Annotated in this window: 15 protein-coding genes; 2 read left to right on the top strand and 13 right to left on the bottom strand. The window is 66.3% G+C overall.

The window, feature by feature from the left end:
- Positions 1-175 precede the first annotated feature (175 nt).
- Together J7U46_RS21435 and J7U46_RS21430 are read left to right on the top strand one after the other, a co-directional pair.
- Positions 176-1,114: a M14 family metallocarboxypeptidase gene (locus tag J7U46_RS21435; RefSeq protein ID WP_282829261.1), complete on the top strand. Its 939-nt coding sequence runs from the start codon at positions 176-178 to the stop codon at positions 1,112-1,114.
- Positions 1,115-1,394: 280 nt separating this feature from the next.
- Positions 1,395-1,859: a hypothetical protein gene (locus tag J7U46_RS21430; RefSeq protein ID WP_282829260.1), complete on the top strand. Its 465-nt coding sequence runs from the start codon at positions 1,395-1,397 to the stop codon at positions 1,857-1,859.
- Positions 1,860-1,873: 14 nt separating this feature from the next.
- On the opposite strand, the gene J7U46_RS21425 is transcribed toward J7U46_RS21430, so the two are convergent.
- From J7U46_RS21425 to J7U46_RS21365, 13 genes are all read right to left on the bottom strand, one after another.
- On the bottom strand, positions 1,874-2,764 hold the full coding sequence (locus tag J7U46_RS21425) for a hypothetical protein (RefSeq protein ID WP_282829259.1): 891 nt from the start codon (positions 2,762-2,764) through the stop codon (positions 1,874-1,876).
- Positions 2,765-2,848: 84 nt separating this feature from the next.
- Entirely contained in the window at positions 2,849-3,100 is a 252-nt protein-coding gene (locus tag J7U46_RS21420) for a hypothetical protein (RefSeq protein WP_282829258.1), read from the bottom strand.
- A gap of 71 nt (positions 3,101-3,171) precedes the next feature.
- Complete coding sequence (locus J7U46_RS21415) at positions 3,172-4,143, bottom strand: glycoside hydrolase family 43 protein (protein ID WP_282829257.1); 972 nt, start codon at positions 4,141-4,143, stop codon at positions 3,172-3,174.
- Between the two features lie 8 nt (positions 4,144-4,151).
- Positions 4,152-5,132 (bottom strand): galactofuranose ABC transporter, permease protein YjfF, encoded by a 981-nt coding sequence (yjfF, locus tag J7U46_RS21410; RefSeq protein ID WP_282829256.1) that lies wholly within the window; start codon positions 5,130-5,132, stop codon positions 4,152-4,154.
- Complete coding sequence (locus tag J7U46_RS21405; RefSeq protein WP_282829255.1) at positions 5,129-6,088, bottom strand: ABC transporter permease; 960 nt, start codon at positions 6,086-6,088, stop codon at positions 5,129-5,131. Before J7U46_RS21405 ends, yjfF begins: the two co-directional genes overlap by 4 nt.
- On the bottom strand, positions 6,085-7,596 hold the full coding sequence (locus J7U46_RS21400; protein WP_282829254.1) for a sugar ABC transporter ATP-binding protein: 1,512 nt from the start codon (positions 7,594-7,596) through the stop codon (positions 6,085-6,087). The genes J7U46_RS21405 and J7U46_RS21400 overlap by 4 nt, the downstream gene beginning before the upstream one ends.
- Before the next feature lies 1 nt (position 7,597).
- Complete coding sequence (locus J7U46_RS21395; RefSeq protein ID WP_282829253.1) at positions 7,598-8,557, bottom strand: ABC transporter substrate-binding protein; 960 nt, start codon at positions 8,555-8,557, stop codon at positions 7,598-7,600.
- A gap of 78 nt (positions 8,558-8,635) precedes the next feature.
- Positions 8,636-10,990, bottom strand: a complete 2,355-nt coding sequence (locus J7U46_RS21390; protein ID WP_282829252.1) for a glycoside hydrolase family 127 protein — start codon at positions 10,988-10,990, stop codon at positions 8,636-8,638.
- A 3-nt stretch (positions 10,991-10,993) separates the two neighbouring features.
- Entirely contained in the window at positions 10,994-12,598 is a 1,605-nt protein-coding gene (locus J7U46_RS21385; protein ID WP_282829251.1) for a glycoside hydrolase family 43 protein, read from the bottom strand.
- Between the two features lie 2 nt (positions 12,599-12,600).
- Entirely contained in the window at positions 12,601-14,145 is a 1,545-nt protein-coding gene (locus J7U46_RS21380) for an alpha-L-arabinofuranosidase C-terminal domain-containing protein (RefSeq protein ID WP_282829250.1), read from the bottom strand.
- 42 nt (positions 14,146-14,187) lie between these two features.
- Complete coding sequence (locus J7U46_RS21375; protein WP_282829249.1) at positions 14,188-15,777, bottom strand: aldehyde dehydrogenase (NADP(+)); 1,590 nt, start codon at positions 15,775-15,777, stop codon at positions 14,188-14,190.
- An 18-nt stretch (positions 15,778-15,795) separates the two neighbouring features.
- Positions 15,796-17,553, bottom strand: coding sequence for an IlvD/Edd family dehydratase (locus J7U46_RS21370; RefSeq protein WP_282829248.1), 1,758 nt, complete (start codon positions 17,551-17,553; stop codon positions 15,796-15,798).
- A gap of 140 nt (positions 17,554-17,693) precedes the next feature.
- Positions 17,694-18,644, bottom strand: a complete 951-nt coding sequence (locus tag J7U46_RS21365; RefSeq protein ID WP_282829247.1) for a glycoside hydrolase family 43 protein — start codon at positions 18,642-18,644, stop codon at positions 17,694-17,696.
- Positions 18,645-18,728: the final 84 nt, after the last annotated feature.

Genomic DNA, 18,728 nt, shown 5'->3' with positions numbered 1-18,728 from the left:
TGCTGTGTCAGTGAATGCAGTGTCCGAAAGGCGCGGGGCCGGCGGAAGCGGTCCGCGACAGTCCGCACGAACGGCGGGCTGAGATGCAGATGGCTTCGATACGCGCGTTCGGAACGCCAGGCTGCATGGGCTGGCGGTGTATCGTGCGCGGCGTCGTCCCAATCTGGTGCAACCCGTGAACACTGAACCGACCCATGCTCCATATCCGATCGGTACCCCCGGCACCCCCTGGGGCGCGGCCGAGAAGGCGCTCTGGCTGTCGCGTCAGCGCGTGCAGCGCAGCTATGCAGACGAGGTCGTCGCTCCGCTGAAGGCGGGCCTGCCGGCGCAGGCCGAACTGTTCAGCTACGGCCAGATCGACTACGCCCGCCTGGGCCAGGGCAGCCACGCGCTCTACGCCGTGCGCAGCCGCCACTGGAACCCGGCCCTGCCTTCGGTGCTGGTGACCGGCGGCGTGCATGGCTACGAGACCAGCGGCGTGCAGGGCGCGCTGCAATGGCTGCGCGATTGCTTCGACGGTGAGGCGGGCCGGGTCAATCTGCTGGTCCTGCCCTGCATCAGCCCTTGGGCCTACGAGACCATCAACCGCTGGAACCCGGATGCCATCGACCCGAACCGGCAGTTCAAGGCCGACAGCCCGGCGCTGGAGGCCGCCCTGGCCATGGCATGCGTGGCGGCGCAAGGCCCGGGTTTCGACCTGCATGTGGACCTGCACGAGACCACCGACAGCGACGAAAGCGAGTTCCGGCCCGCCAAGGCCGCGCGCGACGGCGAAGTCTACGAATGGCATGCCGTGCCCGACGGCTTCTACCTGGTGGCCGACAGCGAGCGCCCGGCGCCCGCATTCCAGAAGGCGCTGATCGAGGCGGTACGCCAGGTCACCCACATCGCCGAGGCCGACGCGCACGACGCCATCATCGGCAGCCCGCTGCAGCAATGGGGCGTGATCGAGTACCCCAAGCGCTCGCTGGGCCTGTGCGGCGGCATGACGGCAGCGCGCTATGTCACCACCACCGAGGTCTACCCGGACAGCGCCACGGCCAGCCCGGCCGAATGCAATGCGGCGCAGGTGGCGACGGTCACGGCGGCGATCGACTACCTGCTGCGTGGCTGAGGCTGGCCTTCCAGCAGAACTGCCGCAGCTCCCAGACAGCCCAGTCCGCCATCTGCACCCTGCCAGGCACCGTCACGTCGAGTTCTTGCCCGATCAGGGGCGAGACCAGCCGGGCTTCGACGCCGCGCGCTTGGCAGCAAGTCGGGTTGCTCAATCGACAATCCGCGCCCTTTTTCTGTCAGAGCATGTGATCCGTGTATGCTGCGGCCGCCAAAAACCACCCTAACCATTCATTCGGTTAACGCCCATGCATAGAAAGTTGATACTGCTGCCGCTGAGCATGCTGATGGCCTCCTGCGGACTGATGCCGCCTGAGCCCAAGCATCTGTATGCCGGGCCGCCGCGACCGGCCGAGCAACTCGCAACGCTGTCCGAAGGCGCACGCGGCTGGATCCATGTGGTGGCAGTCGATGGACAGCCGGTTGTGGATCCGGTGCTGGGTGCCGCCCGGCTGACACAGGGTCTGCTGGTACCTGCAGGGGTGCGCACGGTCAAGGTGCGCTACATGAATTTCGACAACTACACCCTGGGCACCACCGGGGCGAAGCTGACGCTCGCCACCTCCGAAGCCGTGCTCGAGGTCAATGCGGCGGCCGGTCACAGCTATGTGCTGCGCGGACAGCGCCGCGGCGACAAGTACGACTTCTGGTTCGATGACAAAGGCAAGCTGTACAACCAAGCCTGTCTGTCAGACGAAATGTATTCGCGGAAGTATCTGCGCAAGGAGGCAGTGTCCGACTGCTGAGGTGCGCTACCTGATCACTTCCCCGGCACCTGCTTGACCGGCCCGACCTCCACCTCCACCTTGCCGCGCACCGACTGGTAGGCCGCCTTCTCCACGAGGGCGCTCAGGTGGCTGACCAGCTCGGCCGGCGAGATGCCTTCGACGATGTCCATGGACTTGGCATTGGGGTCGCTGTACTTGGTGTTGGCGTACAGCGGCTGGCGTGAGAGCACGCGCAGCGTCTTGGCGTCGAGCGTCAGGCGTTCGAAGTAGATGTAGGGCGCGACGAAGGCCGTGTCCTTGCCCTTGACGCCGCTGTGCGGGTTGACGGTGTCGTAGGCGTCGGCCTTGTACTCATTGGTGCGGTCCACGCCTTCCTCGTCGGTGATGGACCACTCGCTGCCCACCGGCTGGATGAAGATGCCGATGCCGCCGATGCGGCGCGGCAGGCCGTCCTTCTCCACATGGGAGTAGCTCGGCACGATGGCCTCGATGCGGTCCCAGTCGGCGCGCTGCGGCATCTGGCTCAGTTGATGGATCAGGGCAGCGAACAGCAGCTCGTCGGCGTTCTTGACCGTGGCGCTGCGCAGCTGCGCCGTCAGCTCCTCGGACGGCCGCCAGCGCAGCATCACGCGGCGCGCCTCAGGCTCGGCGGCGGCCACGGCGGCATCGAGGCCGCGCAGCACCGAGTAGTTCAGCAGCTGGGCATCGACCTGCAGCGGCTTGCGCGAATAGGGCTCGACGTCGCTCGCGCGCGTCGGGCGCTTGCGGACGATGGTCAGCTGGTCACCGAGCGTGGCGATCAGGGCGATGACCTGGGGTTTGGTCTCGGCGTCGGCGGCTGCAGCAGCAACAGCCACAGACGGCAGGATCGGCAGCAACAGGCCGGCGCACAGCGCAGTGCTCAACAGGGTTCGCAGCAGCATGGATGATCTCCTGGGCGAGCGCCCATGCTACGGCCAGCGCGGGCCCGGCCTGGGCGACTGGCGCATCTGGCGGGCGCGAGCGGCTTACTCGCCGAGCCCGGCACCGAGCCGGAACACATGGCCGTCCGGACGCATGATGCGGCACTCGCGCACGCCCCAGGGCTCGTCGGTCGGCGGCCACAGCACGGTGGCGCCATTCGCGACGGAGAGCGTGTGGGCTTCGTCCACCTCGGCCGGACTCCCGAGCCAGAGGCTCATCCAGTTGGCGCCCACGTCGTCGTCGCTGTCAGGCACGCTGGTGACGTTGAGGATGGGGGTGATGCTGTGGATCTTCATGGCGATGCGGTCGTGGCGAGCCTCCGGTCGCCGCAGTAGACCGCAAGGCCCGCCTCCCCGGCAAGGCGCGGCTACTTGCCGCTCTCGCACCCCGGGCTTGGGTTCGCCTTGGGCCCTTCCCTGGTCTGCACGATCGGCTGGATCGTGCCGTCTGCGTTGTAGTGCACCTCCTCCACCGCCACCGAGCGCCGCCATTCGCCACCGCCGGGCAGCTCGGCGTTGTGATACAGCACATAGGACTTGCCGTTGAACTCGATGAAGGCCTGGTGGATGGTCTTGGTCTTGGCGTTCTTGCCCATGATCACGCCACGTGGTGTCCAGGGCCCGGTCGGGCTAGTGCCGGTCATGTAGGCGATCTCTTCCGGGAAGTGCTGGGCGTAGCTCAGGTAGTAGAGGCCCGCGCGCTTGTGGAGGTAGGGCGCTTCGGTGAAGTTGGGCACCTCCACCACGTGGATGGGCCCGTCGAACTCGGTCATGTTGCGCTTGAGCTTGGCGTACTTCAGCACCGTGTTGCCCCAGTACAAGTAGGCTTGGCCGTCGTTGTCAATGAAGACGCCGGGGTCGATGTCGTCCCAGCTGATCTGGGTCTGCGTGGTCATGTCGTTGGTGACCAGGGCCGTGCCGCGCGCATCCACGAAGGGGCCGGTGGGGCTGTCGGACACGGCCACGCCTATGGACATGCCGGGGATGGTCTTGTGCGCGACCGGTGCGTAGAACCAGTACTTGATCTTCCCGTCAACTTCGCGCTTGACCACGTCGGCCGCCCAGGCCTTGTCGCGCGCCCAGCTGAAGGTGAAGGGCGTGAGCGGCACGCCGTCGTCGCGCCAGTTGACCATGTCGCAAGTGGAGTAGACGCGCCACTCGTGCATCACATAGTCCTTGTCCTCCGGCTTGGCCTCGTCGTGACCCACATAGAGGTAGACGCGGCCCTTGTCGACGATGGCCGCTGGGTCGGCGGTGAAGAGCTTGGGGAACAGCGGGTTGCCGGCCTGGGCGCCCAGCGTGGCCAGGCCGAGCGCCAGCGCGGAGATCAGAATTTTCATGGAAGCTTTCATGACACGCGGCGAGCCAGCAGACGCTGGACGACGCAGAAGACGAAGAGCAGGGCGCCGATGACGATCTTGGTCCACCAGGAACTCAAAGTGCCGTCAAAGGCGATCAAGGTCTGGATCAGGCCCAGCACCAGCACGCCCGACAGCGCGCCGGCCACATAGCCATAGCCGCCGCTGAGCACCGTGCCGCCAATCACCACGGCGGCAATCGCATCCAGCTCGGTGCCCTGCGCATGCTGGCCGTAGCCCGAGAGCATGTAGAGCGAGAACAGCAGGCCCGCCAGCGCGGCGCAGAAGCCGCTCAGTGCATAGATCAAGACCTTGCTGCGGCCAACATTGAGGCCCATCATCAAGGCCGACTGCTCATTGCCGCCGATGGCGTAGACCGCGCGGCCGAAGGCGGTTCGCTGCGAGACCCAGATGCCGATGACCAGCACGGCGAGCGCGATCACCGCGCCCGGCGAGACGAAGGCGCCGAACAGCGTCCATTGCGTTTGCGAGAGCGCGACGAACATCGGCGAGGCTATGGTGATTGAGTCCACGCTGATCAGGAAGCACAGGCCGCGCGCCAGGAACATGCCGGCCAGCGTGACGATGAAGGCCTGCAGCCTGAAGCGGTGGATCAGCCAGCCTTGCACCGCACCAAACAGCGCGCCGCCAAGCAGCACCACGGCCATCACCAGCAGCGGCGGCCAGTGCACCACCTGCAGCAGCCAGGCCGCCACCATGGTGGTCAGGGCCAGCACCGAGCCGACGGAGAGGTCGATGCCGCCCGACAGGATCACGAAGCTCATGCCTACCGCGATCACCAGCAGGAAGGCGTTGTCGATCAGGAGATTGAAGACCACCTGCAGGGAGGCAAAGCCGGTGTAGTTGGCGGCGCCGGCGCCGAACAGCGTCAGCAAGAGGGCGACGCTGACCAGCGAGGTGAACGATGGCGCGGCAGCAATGGCGCGCAGCTTGTGCATCAAGGCCTTCATGCGCGGCTCCCATTGCTGCGCAGAGCTGGCGACTGAGCAATGCAGACCGCGAACACCACCACCGCTTTCACGACCATGGTGACCTGCGGTGGCACGCCCAGCGCGTAGATCAGGTAGCTGAGCGTCTGGATGATCAGCGCGCCGATCAGGCTGCCGGCCAGGCTGAACTTGCCGCCGGTGAGCTGGCCGCCGCCCAGGGTCACCGCGAGGATGGCATCCAGCTCCAGCAAGAGGCCGGCGTTGTTGGCGTCGGCACTCTTGATGTTGGAGGCGATCATCAGCCCGGCCAGGCCGGCGCAGGCACTGCAGAACAGGTAGGCGAAGAAGATCAGCGCCGCGGTGCGCACACCGGCCAGCCGCGCGGCCACCGGGTTGATGCCCACGGTCTGGATGAAGAGGCCGAGCGCCGTCTTGCGCATCAGGAGCGAGGTCAGGCCGAACATGGCGGCCACGACGAAGAGCGAGAACGGCAGGCCCGCGAGATGCCCGCTGCCCAGGAAGAAGAACGAGGCCGGCTCGTAGACGGTGATGATCTGCCCATCGGCGAACAGCTGGGCCAGGCCGCGGCCGGCCACCATCAGGATCAGAGTGGCAATGATGGGCTGCAGGCCCAGCGCCGCGACCAGAAGCCCGTTCCACGCGCCGCAAACGAGCGCAGCGCCCATCGCGGCGGCCAGTGCGACCCAGAGGCTTTGCTGCGCGGCGACCAGCGCGGCGGCGACGGTGCCCGAGATCGCCACCACGGCGCCGACCGACACATCGATGCCCCGCGTGGCAATCACCAGGGTCATGCCCAGCGCGGCCAGCATCAAGGGCGCGGCGCGGTTGAGGATGTCGATCAGGCTGCCATAGAGATGGCCGTCCTTGATTTCCAGATGGAAGAAGCCGGGCACGCTGAACAGGGCGACGATCAGCAGCAGCGCGAGCGCCGCAAGAGGGCGGGACAGTTCCTTCATGCAGCCTCGCCGGCAATCGCTTCAAGCACGGTCTTCTCGTCCAGCTCGCCGCGCCGGTACTCGCCGCCGGCCTTGCGGTCGCGCAGCACCAGCAATCGGTCGCTGCAATGCAGCACCTCGGGCAGCTCGGAAGAGATGAAGAGCACGGCCATGCCGCCCTCGCGGTGGGCCAGGCCGGCCACGTGGTCCATGATTTCTTCCTTGGCCCGCACGTCGATGCCGCGCGTGGGCTCGTCCAGTATCAAAAGCGCCGGGTCGGTGGCCAGCCAGCGGGCCAGCAAGGCCTTCTGCTGATTGCCACCGGAGAGCTGGGCTATGGGGGTGTCGGCGCTCGGCGTCTTGATGCCGAGCTTTTGAATGAAGTCGTCGGCCAGGGCCTGCGCCTCGGCATGGCTCATCACCAGCCGCAGGCCCTCGCGTGCCTGCAATGCCAGCACGATGTTCTCGCGCACCGACAACGCCAGGATGGCGCCCTCATGCTTGCGGTCCTCGGAGCAGAAGGCGATGCCGGCGGCAATCGCCTCGCGCGGCGAGTTGAAGCGCTGCAGCTGGCCCTTGATCTCGATGCCGCCGCAGTCTGCCGCATCGGCGCCAAACAGCAGGCGGGCGGTCTCGGTGCGCCCCGAGCCGAGCAGGCCGCACAGGCCCAGCACCTCGCCGCGCCGAATCTCCAGGTCCAGCGGCTGCAGGGCACCCGTGCGGCCGAGGCCCTTGGCATGCAGCACGGTCTCGCCAGCCTGGCTCGCACTGGCCGTGCGCTCCCGCGCCTCGGCCTGCGACTCGCCCACCATCTTGTTGACCAGGGCCAGGCGGCTCAAGTCAGACGCCAGGTATTCACCTTCGGTCTCGCCGTTGCGCATCACGGTGATGCGGTCCGAGATCGCATAGGTCTGGTCCAGAAAGTGGGTGACGAAGAGGATGGCCATGCCTTGCTCGCGCAGGCGGCGAAGGACGGTGAACAGCCGCTGCACGGCAGCTTCATCAAGGCTCGACGTGGGCTCATCGAGTATCAGAACGCGGGCCGAAATGCTGAGCGCGCGCGCAATCGCCACCATCTGCTGCACCGACAGCGAGTAGCGCGACAGCGGAGCGTCCACGTCGATATCGGCAATGTCCATCTGCGCCAGCACGCGGCGGGCCTCGGCCCGCATGGCCCGCCAGTCGATCTGCCCCCAGCGGCGCGGGTAGCGGCCGATGCAGATGTTCTCCGCCACCGAGAGATTGGGGCAGAGGTTGACTTCCTGGTAGACCGTGCTGATGCCCAGCTTCTGCGCTTCTTCGGTCGAACGCGGAGCGATCTCGGTGCCGTTCAAGACGATGCGGCCTTGCTCCGGTGTGTAGAGCCCGGTGAGCACCTTGATCAAGGTGGACTTGCCGGCGCCGTTCTGGCCCATCAGCGTGTGGACCTCGCCGGGGAAGAGACGCAGACGCACGTCCGAGAGCGCCTTGACGCCCGGGAACTCCTTGTGGATGCCGGAGAGCTCCAGCACAGGCGCGGCACCAGTCATCTCAATACTTGCGATTGGGCAGCTCTTTGGCGGCGACCTCGGCCGGGAACACACCCTCGATCACCGTGATGCGCTTCTCGACAGGCTTGCCAGCGACGACATCGCGGGCCAGCTGCATCAGCTGCGGACCCAGCAGCGGATTGCATTCGATGGTCACGTTCAGCTTGCCCGCCAGCATGGCCTGGAATGCGCCCTTCACGCCGTCAATGGACACGATGACGATGTCCTTGCCCGGCTTCAGGCCTGCTTCCTCGATCGCCTGGATTGCGCCGATGGCCATGTCATCGTTGTGTGCGTAGAGCACGTCGATCTTCTTGTCCTTGGCCTTCAGGAAGGCTTCCATCACTTCCTTGCCCTTGGCCCGCGTGAATTCGCCCGACTGCGAGCGGATGATCTGCAGCTTGGGGTTGGCCTTGATCACTTCTTCAAAGCCCTTCTTGCGGTCGATGGCCGGGGCCGAACCCACGGTGCCTTGCAGCTCGACGATGTTCAGCGAAGCGCTCGGCGTCTTGGCCGCACGCTCCAAGAGCCAGCGGCCGGCCTTGCGGCCTTCCTCGACGAAGTCGGAGCCGATGAAGCTGACGTAGAGCGAAGGGTCCGACACATTGACCGCGCGGTCGGTCAGGATGACCGGGATCCTGGCCGCCTTGGCCTCCTTGAGCACCGTGTCCCAGCCCGACTCCACCACCGGCGAGAAGGCGATCACGTCGACCTTCTGCGCAATGAAGCTACGGATCGCCTTGACCTGGTTCTCCTGCTTCTGCTGAGCGTCAGCGAACTTCAGGCTGATGCCGGCTTGCTTGGCCGCATCCTTCACCGAGGCGGTGTTGGCGCTGCGCCATTCGCTCTCGGCGCCCACCTGGGAGAAGCCCATCACCAGCGGCTTGTCGGCGGCCATCGAGACAAGTGGTGCAAGGAGCGCGGCGGCCAGCAGGGTGCGGCGCAGAAGGGTGGTCGTCATGGTTGTCTCCGGTTCTTGGTTTGAAGGGATGGTAGGAAGCGGCGGGTGGCGGCGGTGCTCAACCTGGCGAGCGTTTCGTCAGCGGAGCAAGCGCAGGCTGTAGAGGCCGCCGGCGATGGAGCCGGGCTTGGCGACGAACTTGATGCTCAGCTTGCCGCCCGAGGCTTGGACCAGCTCGGCCGGCAACTCGAAGTCCCGGCTGTAGATCTCTTGCTCGTTGGCGGAAAGCAGGATCTCGCTGATCAGCTGTCCGTTGACGATGAGGTCGAAGCGTCGGCCCGCATCGCCGCCCGAGAAGCTCAGGCGCAAGGTGCGAGCCTGCAGCTCGCCGTCGCTCAGCTCGTAGCTGAACCATTGCCGCGCATGGCGCCAGCGCGAGTTCTTGTGGATGCCGCTCTCCACGCCTTCGCCCTTGAAGCCGTGGTCCGATTCCGGCTGCTGCTCGCCGGGCGCGACCTGGTCGATGGTCTGCGCATCGAGCTTCAGACGCTCTGACTCGGCAGCGGCCATCGAGCTGCGCAGCATGCTCTGCTGGGCCGGCGTGGCGTGCGCCCAGTACAGCATGTAGCGCGAATCGTGCAGGCGAAAGAAGGGGATCAGCCGCAGGTGCTCGGTATTGCGCCCTTGGATCAGGCCCGGCGCGGTGAAGGTCAGCGGCTGGCCCTTCACCGGCTTGAAGCGGCGCTCGAAATCCCTGCGGTCACTGACGAACACCGGCGCGGATTCCTGCGGGCAGACCGGGCCCTGCGCGATATGGCCCATGCGCGAATCGTCGGCGCGGAAGTTCAAGTGCTCTCCGGCCGGGCCTGCGGTCTTGGCGGCCAGCACGATGGGTCCATGCAGCACGGCGTAGTAGTTCTTCAGGCCTGGCATGGGCTCGAGCTGCGTGCGCATCGGCAGCTCGATGTCGACGGTGTCGCCAGCCGTCCAGCTGCGGCGAATCTCGATGTATTCGCCCGGCTTGCCGCTCAGCTTGAGTGCGCGGCCGTTGAGCTTGAGCCTCATCGCGCCGGCAGCCACCCAGGACGGATAGCGCAGCTTCAAGGCAAACCTGCCGGCATCGTTGATCGTGATGCGGCTGCGGCCCTCATCCGGGAAACGCGTGCTCTGCGTGATGCGCACGCTCCGCTCGCGCCAGTTCACGGTCGAGGCGATGAACAGGTTCACGTAGAGCGCATCGCCCTCATGCGCATAAATGAACTCGCCATGTCGCGCGTGGCTCTCGATGCCGGATCCCACGCAGCACCACATGCCTTGATCCACCTGCGAGTAGACGCGGTAGTGCTGTGGCCGCATGGGCGTGAAGTAGACAAAGCCGCCGCTGCGCGGATGCTGGGCCGAGAGGATGTGGTTGTAGAGCGTGCGCTCGTAGTAGTCGGCATAGGCGCCGCCCTGGGCCGCATCGGCGCGGTAGAGCGCGGCGCTGAGCTTCAGCATGTTGTAGCTGTTGCAGGTCTCCGGGCCTTCCACTTCGTTGAGCATGGGCTGGAAATCGCCGTCCGGGTGGAAGTGCTCCTTGACGCTGTTGCCGCCGATGGCGACCGTGCGCTTGTCCACCACGGTCTTCCAGAAGAAGCGGGCAGCCTGGTGCCAGGTCTTGTCTCCGCCCGTCTCAGCGATGCGATCAAAGCCGATGACCTTGGGAATCTGCGTGTTGGCATGCAGGCCGGTCAGCGCGTCGCGCTCTTGCAGCAGCGGCTGCAGGAGGGCCTGGTGCGAAAAGCGCTGGGCGAGCTTCAGGTACTTGGCATCGCCGGTGATCTGCGCCACATCGGCAAACACCTCGTTCATGCCGCCGTGCTCGCTCCTGAGCATCTGCTGCATCTGCTCGTCGCTCAGCTTCGCGGTGAGCTGCAAGGCCCAGTCGCTGAAGCGGACCAGCATCTGCTTCGCGTCTTCGCTGCCCGCGTGAACATGGGCGTCGCGCAGGCCGGCGAAGAGCTTGTGCAGGTTGTACCAGGGCACCCAGCGGCCGTTGACCGAGAAGCTGTCGACCTTGAGCTGAGCTTGCGCGACCTCTGACCAGGCGGTCTTGCCGTCCGGGATGCCGCCGATGTAGCCGCTGCCGATCTGATCCTGGCAGCGCTTCAGTTCGGCAATCACGTAGTCCAGCCGCTGCTTGACCTGCGCATCGCCCGTGGAGGCCCACATCAAGGCCAGCGCCGAGACATAGTGGCCGCCCATGTGGCCGTCGAGCCCGCTGGACTCCCAGTTGCCATAGCTCGGCTTCGGCAAGGGCAGGCCGGCTTCGCGGCGGAAGGGCGCGAGCAGGCGGTCTGCGTCCAGCGCCATCAGGTACTGGCGGTCGGTGTCCTGCGCTTCGAGAAAGGGGCCGTCTTTCAGGCGGACGTCGCTGAGCGGAAACAGCTGGGCCGCAGCTCCTGCGAAGGAGGCTGCGCCGCAGAGGCTCAGGGCGACGATCAGCCTCTTCATGCTTCAGTCCCCGGTCCTGGCAGCCCAGATCGAGACTCCAGCCGCAGACTGCCCACTGAAGCTCACCACGAAGGCATTGGCGTTCGTATTCCACTGCCGGGAGAGCACACCTGCGAACGTACCGCCGCCGGTGCCGGTCAGGGTCACCGAGGCCTTGTTGCTGCCCTTGTGCACCCAGGTGCCCGTCGCGCCGCCGCTGACCGTGCCGTCTGCATTCAGCTTGATCGCCACCGAAGTCTTGATCGTCGCGGTGATGTCCTTGCCGTGGTTGATCAGCTTGTAGCTGCCAACTGTCTGCGCGCTGCTCACGTCGGCTGTTTGCGCAGGCGTGGCCAAGCTCAGCGGCGCATAGCGGAACGGCGCCACCACCAGCCAACCGTCCTCGTTCAGGTGCATCTCATGCACGCGGATCTCGTGCAGCTCGCCGGTGCCCGGGAAGCGGCTGTGGAAGATCAGGAAGTACTGCTGGGTCGTCGCGTCGTAGTACGCCGAGTTGTGGCCGGGCGAGACATAGCCCAGCGCCGTGCCGCTCTCGCTGCCGACCATTTGCCACTGGTGATTGCCCATCAGCTTCTGGCCGTGCGGCGCGATGCTGGCGTCGTCAAACACCGTGCCCGCCGCGCCCATCACCGTGGCCATGTCCTTGCCAGCGGCATCGACGTAGGGGCCGTCGGCTTTCAGCGAGCGAGCGACGCGCAGGTTGTAGGCGCCGCTGGCATCGAGCCCGCCGAAGGAGGTGAACAGGTAGTAGTACTTGCTCTGCGGGCTGTAGAGCACATAGGCGCCCTCGATGCGCGCATGGTTGCCGCCCATCAGGTGCTTGCCGTAGCCCTGGCCGGCGATGGGCAAGCCGGTGGTCTTGTCGATCTTCAGGATGAAGATGCCGCCGGAGTAGGAACCGTAGATCATCCAGAGCACGCCGTCGGCGTCCTTGAACACCTGCGGGTCGACGACGTTCGGGTGCTTGGTCGCGTCGTAGATCGTGCCGTCTTCGCTGGCCAGGCCCCATTGGCCGGACTTCAGGATGATCTGCTTGTTGACGTAGGGGCCGTCCACCTTGTCGGCCACGGCCACACCCAGCGCCGAGCGGGGCGAGTCTCCCTTGCAGGAGTTGTAGTACATGTAGAACTTGCCGTCGTCCAGGCGCGCCACATCGGCGGCCCAGAGCCCGGTGACCTGCGACCAGGCAAAGGTCTCGGCCAGCGCCGTGGTGACCTTGTTGAACAGCGGGTTGGCGTCGTTCACGCCTTCGGCCAGCTTGGTCCAGCTCATCAGGTCGCCGCTCTTGGCGGCTGCCAGGTGCGAACCGAACACGTAGTAGCTGCCATCGACCTTGATGACCGATGGGTCGTGCACGGAGGCATTGGTGAAGGGCACGGCGGCCTGCGTGGCGGGCGCCGGGGCTGGCGCGGGGGCCGGTGCAGGTGCTGGTGCCGGTGCCGGTGCCGGTGCCGGTGCCGGTGCCGGTGCAGGGCTCGGCGCGGGAGCAGGCGTTGGCGCCGGCGCGCTGCCGCCACCACCGCCACCGCCACAGGCCGTCAAGGCCAGCGAAGCGCCCATGCTGCCCGCTGCGACCAGGAAGTCGCGACGCTGGTTCGGGGTCGTCACGCTCAGCGCTCCACCGCCAGCACGACGATGGCCTTGGCCGGCAGCTTGACGACCAGCTTGCCGTTCACCGCCTGCGCCTCGAAGGGCTCGGGCTTGATCGCATTCGGTGCCTTGAAGCTGTTCTCTGCATCCATTGCAGCGGCCGTCAGGATGCGGCCCTTGGCCGACTTCACCGCGGCACCCAGATCCAGCGTCAGCTCCTGCGGCTTGGTCGCATCGGCGTTCACCAGGCCCACCCAAAGCTTGCCGTCCTTGGCCAGCGCCGCCGTGGCGCTGATCGTTGGCATGCTGTGCGCGGCCACGCTGTAGGTCGGGTTGTTCTGCACCGTGACAGGCAGCGAGGTCGCGTCCTGGAAGGGCGTGTACATCTCGAAGGCGTGGTAGGTCGGCGTCAGGATCAGCTGGTCCTTGGTGGTGATGATCATGGCCTGCAGCACGTTCACCATCTGCGCGATATTGCTCATGCGCACGCGGTCGGCGTGGGCGTGGAACACATTGAAGTGCAGGGCTGCCAGCAGCGCGTCACGCAGGGTGTTGCGCTGGACCAGGAAGCCGGGGTTGCTGCCGGGTTCGGGGTCGTACCAGCTGCCCCATTCGTCCATGTAGAGGGCGAGGCGCTTCTTCGGGTCGTTCTGGTCGAGGATGGCCTTGTTCTTGACGATGGTCTGCTCGATCTTCAGCGTGTTGGCGAGCGTCGAGATCCACTGGTCTTCGCCAAAGCCCACGGCCGGGCCCTTGCCCTCCCACTTGCCGGAGGGGAAGGTGTAGTAGTGGTGCGCGATGGCGTCGAAGTTCCAGCGGATGTTCTTGCTGAGCACCTCGGTCCACTTGGTGTCCTGGTCGTTGCCGCCGCTGGCGATGAAGAGCGGGCGGTTGTTGGCCGGCGTCTTCAGGAAGGTGGCGACCTGGCGGTACAGGTCGGCGTAGTACTCCGGCCGCATATTGCCGCCGCAGCCCCAGGTCTCGTTGCCGATGGCGAAGTAGTGGACGCGGAAGGGCTTGTCGCGGCCGTTCTTGCGGCGCAGGTCGGCGAGCGTGGACTTGCCTTCGGCCGTCATGTACTCCAGCCACTCGGCCATCTCCTGCGCGCTGCCCGTGCCCAGATTGCCGTTCACATAGGCTTCGGCACCGAGCTGCTCCACGAGGTCGAAGAACTCGTGCGTGCCGACCGCATTGTTCTCGGGCACGCCGCCCCAATGGGTGTTGACCTTCACGGGGCGCTTGTTGCGCGGGCCAATGCCTTCGCGCCAGTGGTACTCGTCGGCGAAGCAGCCGCCCGGCCAGCGCACCAGCGGCACCTTGAGGTTCTTCAAGGCGCCCACCACGTCCTTGCGCCAGCCGCGCACGTTCGGGATCTTGGAGTCGGGGCCGACCCAGATGCCTTCGTAGATGCCGGTGCCCAGGTGCTCGGCGAACTGGCCGTAGATGTTCTTGTTGATCACCGGGCCGGGCTTGGCCGCGTCAACGACGACCTTGATCTCATCCGTTGCGAAAGCTGCAGCGCTCAGGGCGAGTCCGGCCGCGAGGGCCAGCAGTTGCTTCTTCATTTGTTTGTCTCCGTTGTTGTCTTGTGCAGGCCGCTCAACGCATCAGTTGCGTGTCAGCGTGCCGTCGCGGCGCCGCCAGACACCGCGCTCGTTCGGCTCGCGCAGCACCTCCGGCAGCAGCGCGCGCGGCAGGTTCTGGTACGACACCGGGCGCAGGAAGCGCTGGATCGCGGCCGTGCCCACCGAGCTGCTGCGGCCGTCCGAGGTGGCCGGGAAGGGCCCGCCATGGACCATGGCGGTGGACACCTCGACGCCCGTCGGGAAGCCATTGGCGAGGATGCGGCCGACCTTGCGCTCCAGCGCCGGTAAGAGGCGGCGCGCGGCGGCGAGGTCGCTCTCGCTGTCTTCCTGCAATTGCAGGGTGGCGGTGAGCTGGCCTTCGAGGCCTTCGATGATCTGCAAGAGTTGGTCGAGGTCGCGGCAGGCCACGAGCAAGGACGCCGGGCCGAAGATCTCGGCGGAAAGCGCATGCGTGTTGGCGAGAAAGGCATCGCCGCTGACCGTGAACAGGCTCGGTGCACCCTTGCAGCCGGCCGACTCGCCTCGCACGAGCGAAGTGACAGCGTCCTGCGAAGCCAGCGTGTCTTCGCCGCGTTGATAGGCCTGGGCGATGCCAGCGGTCAGCATCGTTGCTGCCGGCAGTGGCTTCAGCGCCTCGGCTGCAGCGGAGGCAAACGCATCGAACTCCTTGCCCGCGAGACCGAGCAACAGGCCCGGGTTGGTGCAGAACTGGCCCACGCCCATCGTCAGCGATGTCGCAAAGCCCGCCGCAATCTCGGCACCGCGCGCGGCCAGGGCGCCGGGCAGGAGCACGACCGGGTTGATGCTGCTCATCTCCGCATAGACCGGAATCGGTTGCGGGCGCGAGGCCGCCGCCGCCATCAGCGCGAGGCCGCCGCTGCGCGAGCCGGTGAAGCCCACGGCCTGGATGGCCGGATGCTTGACCAGCGTCTCGCCGATGCCGTGGCCACTGCCGCTGAGCAGGGCAAACGTGCCGGGATGCAGTTCGCAGCGGCGCACCGCCTCGACCACCGCGCGGCCCACCAGCTCCGACGTTCCTGGGTGCGCCGAATGCGCCTTCACAACGACCGGGCAACCCGCCGCCAGTGCAGCTGCGGTGTCGCCGCCTGCAACAGAAAACGCCAGGGGGAAATTGCTCGCGCCGAACACCGCCACCGGCCCCACGCCGATGAAGCGCAGCCGCAAGTCGGGCCGCGGTGGTTGGCGTTGCGGCAGGGCGCTGTCGATGCGCGCGTCCTGCCACGAACCTTCGCGCAGCAACTCCGCGAACAGCTTCAGTTGATTGACGGTGCGGCCGCGCTCGCCTTCGAGGCGCGCGCGCGGCAGGCCGCTCTCGGCCATGGCACGCACGATCAGCTCGTCGCCCAGTGCCCCGATCTGCGCAGCGATCTGTTCGAGGAAGTCGGCGCGCTGCTCGTCGGTCGTCGCACGGAAGGAATCAAACGCCTGGCCGGCCAGGTCACAGGCCTCGGCCACTTGCGCTGCGTTGACCGCACGGAACTCCGGCTCGATGGCCAGTTCCAGATTCGGGTCGAAGGCCTTGAAGGTGGCGCCTGCGCCGATGACGGCCCGGCCGCCGATCAGGGCTTCGCCCTGGATGCTGTTGCTCACTGGGGAATCCTCAGGAATTCAATGGGAGTGGCGGGGAACCGCCGAGCCGCGCTTGCCGCGCAGGAAGTCGAAGTCGCAGCCTTCATCGGCCTGCAAGACATGCTTCACATAGAGCTGGCGATAGCCGCTGGCATCCATCGGGTCGACGGTCTGCCTGGCTTCCCACTCGGCCAGGCGGCGCTCCATCTCGGCATCGCTGATGTCCAGGTGCAGGCGGTTGGCGGCGCAGTCGAGCTCGATCCAGTCGCCGTCCTGCACCACGGCCAGCGGGCCGCCGGCACGCGCTTCCGGCGCCACGTGCAAGACCACGGTGCCGTAGGCCGTTCCGCTCATCCGTGCGTCGGAGATGCGCACCATGTCCTTCACGCCGGCCGCCAGCAGCTTGGGCGGCAGACCCATGTTCCCGACCTCGGCCATGCCGGGGTAGCCCTTGGGGCCGCAGTTCTTCATCACCAGCACCGAGGCGGCATCGACCTCGAGATCGGGGTCGCCAATGCGCGCCTTGTAGTGGTCGAAGTCCTCGAACACCACGGCGCGGCCGCGGTGCTTCATCAGTTCGGGCGTGGCGGCCGAGGGCTTGAGCACGGCGCCGCGGGGCGCCAGGTTGCCGCGCAGGATGCAGATGCCGCCGTCTTCGATCAGCGGCTTCTCGATGGGGCGGATCACCTCGTCGTCATAGATCGGCGCGTCATGGCAGTTCTGCCACAGCGTCTTGCCGTTGACGGTCAGCGCGTCCTTGTGGACGAGCAGGTTGTTCTCGCCCAGGCGGCGGATCACCGCCGGCAGGCCGCCGGCGTAATAGAACTCTTCCATCAGGAAGCGGCCCGAAGGCAGCAGGTCGACGAGCGTGGGCGTGCCCTTGCCGATGCGGGTCCAGTCTTCCAGCTCCAGGTCCACGCCGATGCGGCCAGCAATGGCCTTCAGGTGGATCACGGCATTGGTGGAACCGCCGATGGCCGCGTTGACGCGGATCGCGTTCTCGAAGGCCTCTTTGGTCAGCACCTTGGACAGCGTGAGCTGTTCCCAGACCATCTCGACGATTCGCATGCCTGACAGATGCGCCAGCACATAACGGCGAGAATCCACGGCAGGAATGGCCGCGTTGTGCGGCAGCGAGGTGCCCAACGCCTCGGCCATGCAGGCCATCGTGGACGCCGTGCCCATGGTGTTGCAGGTGCCGGCCGAGCGCGAATGGCCGGCCTCGGCGGCCATGAAGTCGTGCATGGAGATCTCGCCGGCCTTGACCTGCTCATGCAGTTGCCAGACGACGGTGCCCGAGCCGATGTTCTTGCCCTTCAGCTTGCCGTTGAGCATGGGCCCGCCGGTGACGACGATGGCCGGCACGTCCACGCTGGCCGCGCCCATCAGGAGGGCAGGCGTGGTCTTGTCGCAGCCGACCAGCAGCACCACGGCATCCATCGGGTTGCCGCGGATCGACTCCTCCACGTCCATGCTCGCGAGGTTGCGCGTCAGCATGGCCGAGGGCCGCAGGTTGGATTCGCCGTTGGAGAACACCGGGAACTCGACCGGGAAGCCACCCGCCTCGATGATGCCGCGCCGCACATGCTCGGCCAGCTTCCTGAAGTGGGCGTTGCAGGGGGTCAGTTCCGACCAGGTGTTGCAGATGCCGATCACCGGCTTGCCCTGGAACTCATGGTCCGGGATGCCCTGGTTCTTCATCCAGCTGCGGTACATGAATCCGTTCTTGTCCTGCGTGCCGAACCACTCGGCGGAGCGCAGCTTGACCTGCTTCTTCTTGTCGTCACTGATCGTCATGGGGTAGGTGCTCTCGTGATGCCTTCGGGCCATGCTAGGCAAGCTCGAAATTGCAATCCAATCAATTCCTGCGGCCGCTTGATATCGTTATCGACATACCGGCCGCTGTTCGCTCAATCGGCTGCGTGTTTGGCCCCGATTCACTCGGCCAGCGAGGCCTTGCCAAACACCGGCATGCCGTCCTCGCTCCAGCGCATCGGCTTGATGAAGGTGTGCCGGTCCGGGTTCCACAGCGGGTCGCCCTCGATCTCGGTGTAGGTGCGGGCGTGATAGACCAGCAGCACTTCTTCTTCGCTGGCGCCTGTGGTGAAGCTGTTATGACCGGGGCCGTAGACGCCGTGCTCGTGGCAGGTGCTCATCACCGGCGTTGGCGACTTCTGCCAGCGCTTCGGGTCGAGCAGGTCGGCATCCTCATCGGCCCACAGCAAGCCCATCGCGTAGCTCTCGTCCGTCGCGCTGGCCGAGTAGCTGATGAAGACCTTGCCGTGGCTTTGCAGGACGGAGGGCCCTTCGTTGACCAGGAATCCGCGGCATTCCCAATCGAACTCCGGCCTGCTGAGCATGACCGGCGGGCCGGCCAGCTGCCAGGGCGTCTTCATGGGCGCGATGTAGAGGTTGGAGTTGCCCGCGATGGCCGGGTCCTTCTGCGCCCACAGGTAGTAGAGCTGGCCCCGCTGCGTGAAGGTGGTGGCATCGAGGCAGAAGGTATCGATGCCGGTGTCGACCTGGCCGAGGAATTCCCATCGGCCGGTCAATGGATCTGCGTCGCGGCAGCGGATGGCATACATGCGGTGCTGGAACAAGCCGTCCTTGATCGCGCGGGTCGGTGCCGCCGCGAAGTAGACGTACCAGGCGCCCTGATTGAAATGCAGCTCGGGCGCCCAGATCAGCTCGGAGTACGGGCCCGTGTCGGGCTTGCGCCAGATGTCAATCAGCGGCGCATCAACCAGGCCTTCGATGGTCGATGCACGACGCAATTCGATGCGGTCGTACTGCGGCACCGAGGCGGTCATGTAGTAGTGGCCATCCGCATGGCGCGAGATGTGCGGGTCGGCGCGCTGCAGGATCAGCGGCTTCAGAAGCTGGCTCATCGAAGAAGCTCTGGAAGAGGAGAAACAAAAAGGGCGTTGCCGGGTTTCGCCGCGCAACGCCCCGCCGGATCGACAGTTCAGCGA

This window comes from Pelomonas sp. V22 (genome assembly GCF_030014915.1).
In the GTDB taxonomy this organism is placed as follows: domain Bacteria; phylum Pseudomonadota; class Gammaproteobacteria; order Burkholderiales; family Burkholderiaceae_C; genus JAUASW01.
This window is presented reverse-complemented; position numbering and strand designations above follow the sequence as displayed.

What these genes read in the sequence shown, in the direction of transcription:
- J7U46_RS21430 (WP_282829260.1), top strand. Translation starts at nt 1,395, where the DNA reads ATGCTGATGGCCTCCTGCGGACTGATGCCGCCTGAGCCCAAGCATCTG.
- J7U46_RS21425 (WP_282829259.1), bottom strand. Translation starts at nt 2,764, where the DNA reads ATGCTGCTGCGAACCCTGTTGAGCACTGCGCTGTGCGCCGGCCTGTTG.
- J7U46_RS21420 (WP_282829258.1), bottom strand. Translation starts at nt 3,100, where the DNA reads ATGAAGATCCACAGCATCACCCCCATCCTCAACGTCACCAGCGTGCCT.
- J7U46_RS21415 (WP_282829257.1), bottom strand. Translation starts at nt 4,143, where the DNA reads ATGAAAATTCTGATCTCCGCGCTGGCGCTCGGCCTGGCCACGCTGGGC.
- yjfF (WP_282829256.1), bottom strand. Translation starts at nt 5,132, where the DNA reads ATGAAGGCCTTGATGCACAAGCTGCGCGCCATTGCTGCCGCGCCATCG.
- J7U46_RS21405 (WP_282829255.1), bottom strand. Translation starts at nt 6,088, where the DNA reads ATGAAGGAACTGTCCCGCCCTCTTGCGGCGCTCGCGCTGCTGCTGATC.
- J7U46_RS21400 (WP_282829254.1), bottom strand. Translation starts at nt 7,596, where the DNA reads ATGACTGGTGCCGCGCCTGTGCTGGAGCTCTCCGGCATCCACAAGGAG.
- J7U46_RS21395 (WP_282829253.1), bottom strand. Translation starts at nt 8,557, where the DNA reads ATGACGACCACCCTTCTGCGCCGCACCCTGCTGGCCGCCGCGCTCCTT.
- J7U46_RS21390 (WP_282829252.1), bottom strand. Translation starts at nt 10,990, where the DNA reads ATGAAGAGGCTGATCGTCGCCCTGAGCCTCTGCGGCGCAGCCTCCTTC.
- J7U46_RS21380 (WP_282829250.1), bottom strand. Translation starts at nt 14,145, where the DNA reads ATGAAGAAGCAACTGCTGGCCCTCGCGGCCGGACTCGCCCTGAGCGCT.
- J7U46_RS21370 (WP_282829248.1), bottom strand. Translation starts at nt 17,553, where the DNA reads ATGACGATCAGTGACGACAAGAAGAAGCAGGTCAAGCTGCGCTCCGCC.
- J7U46_RS21365 (WP_282829247.1), bottom strand. Translation starts at nt 18,644, where the DNA reads ATGAGCCAGCTTCTGAAGCCGCTGATCCTGCAGCGCGCCGACCCGCAC.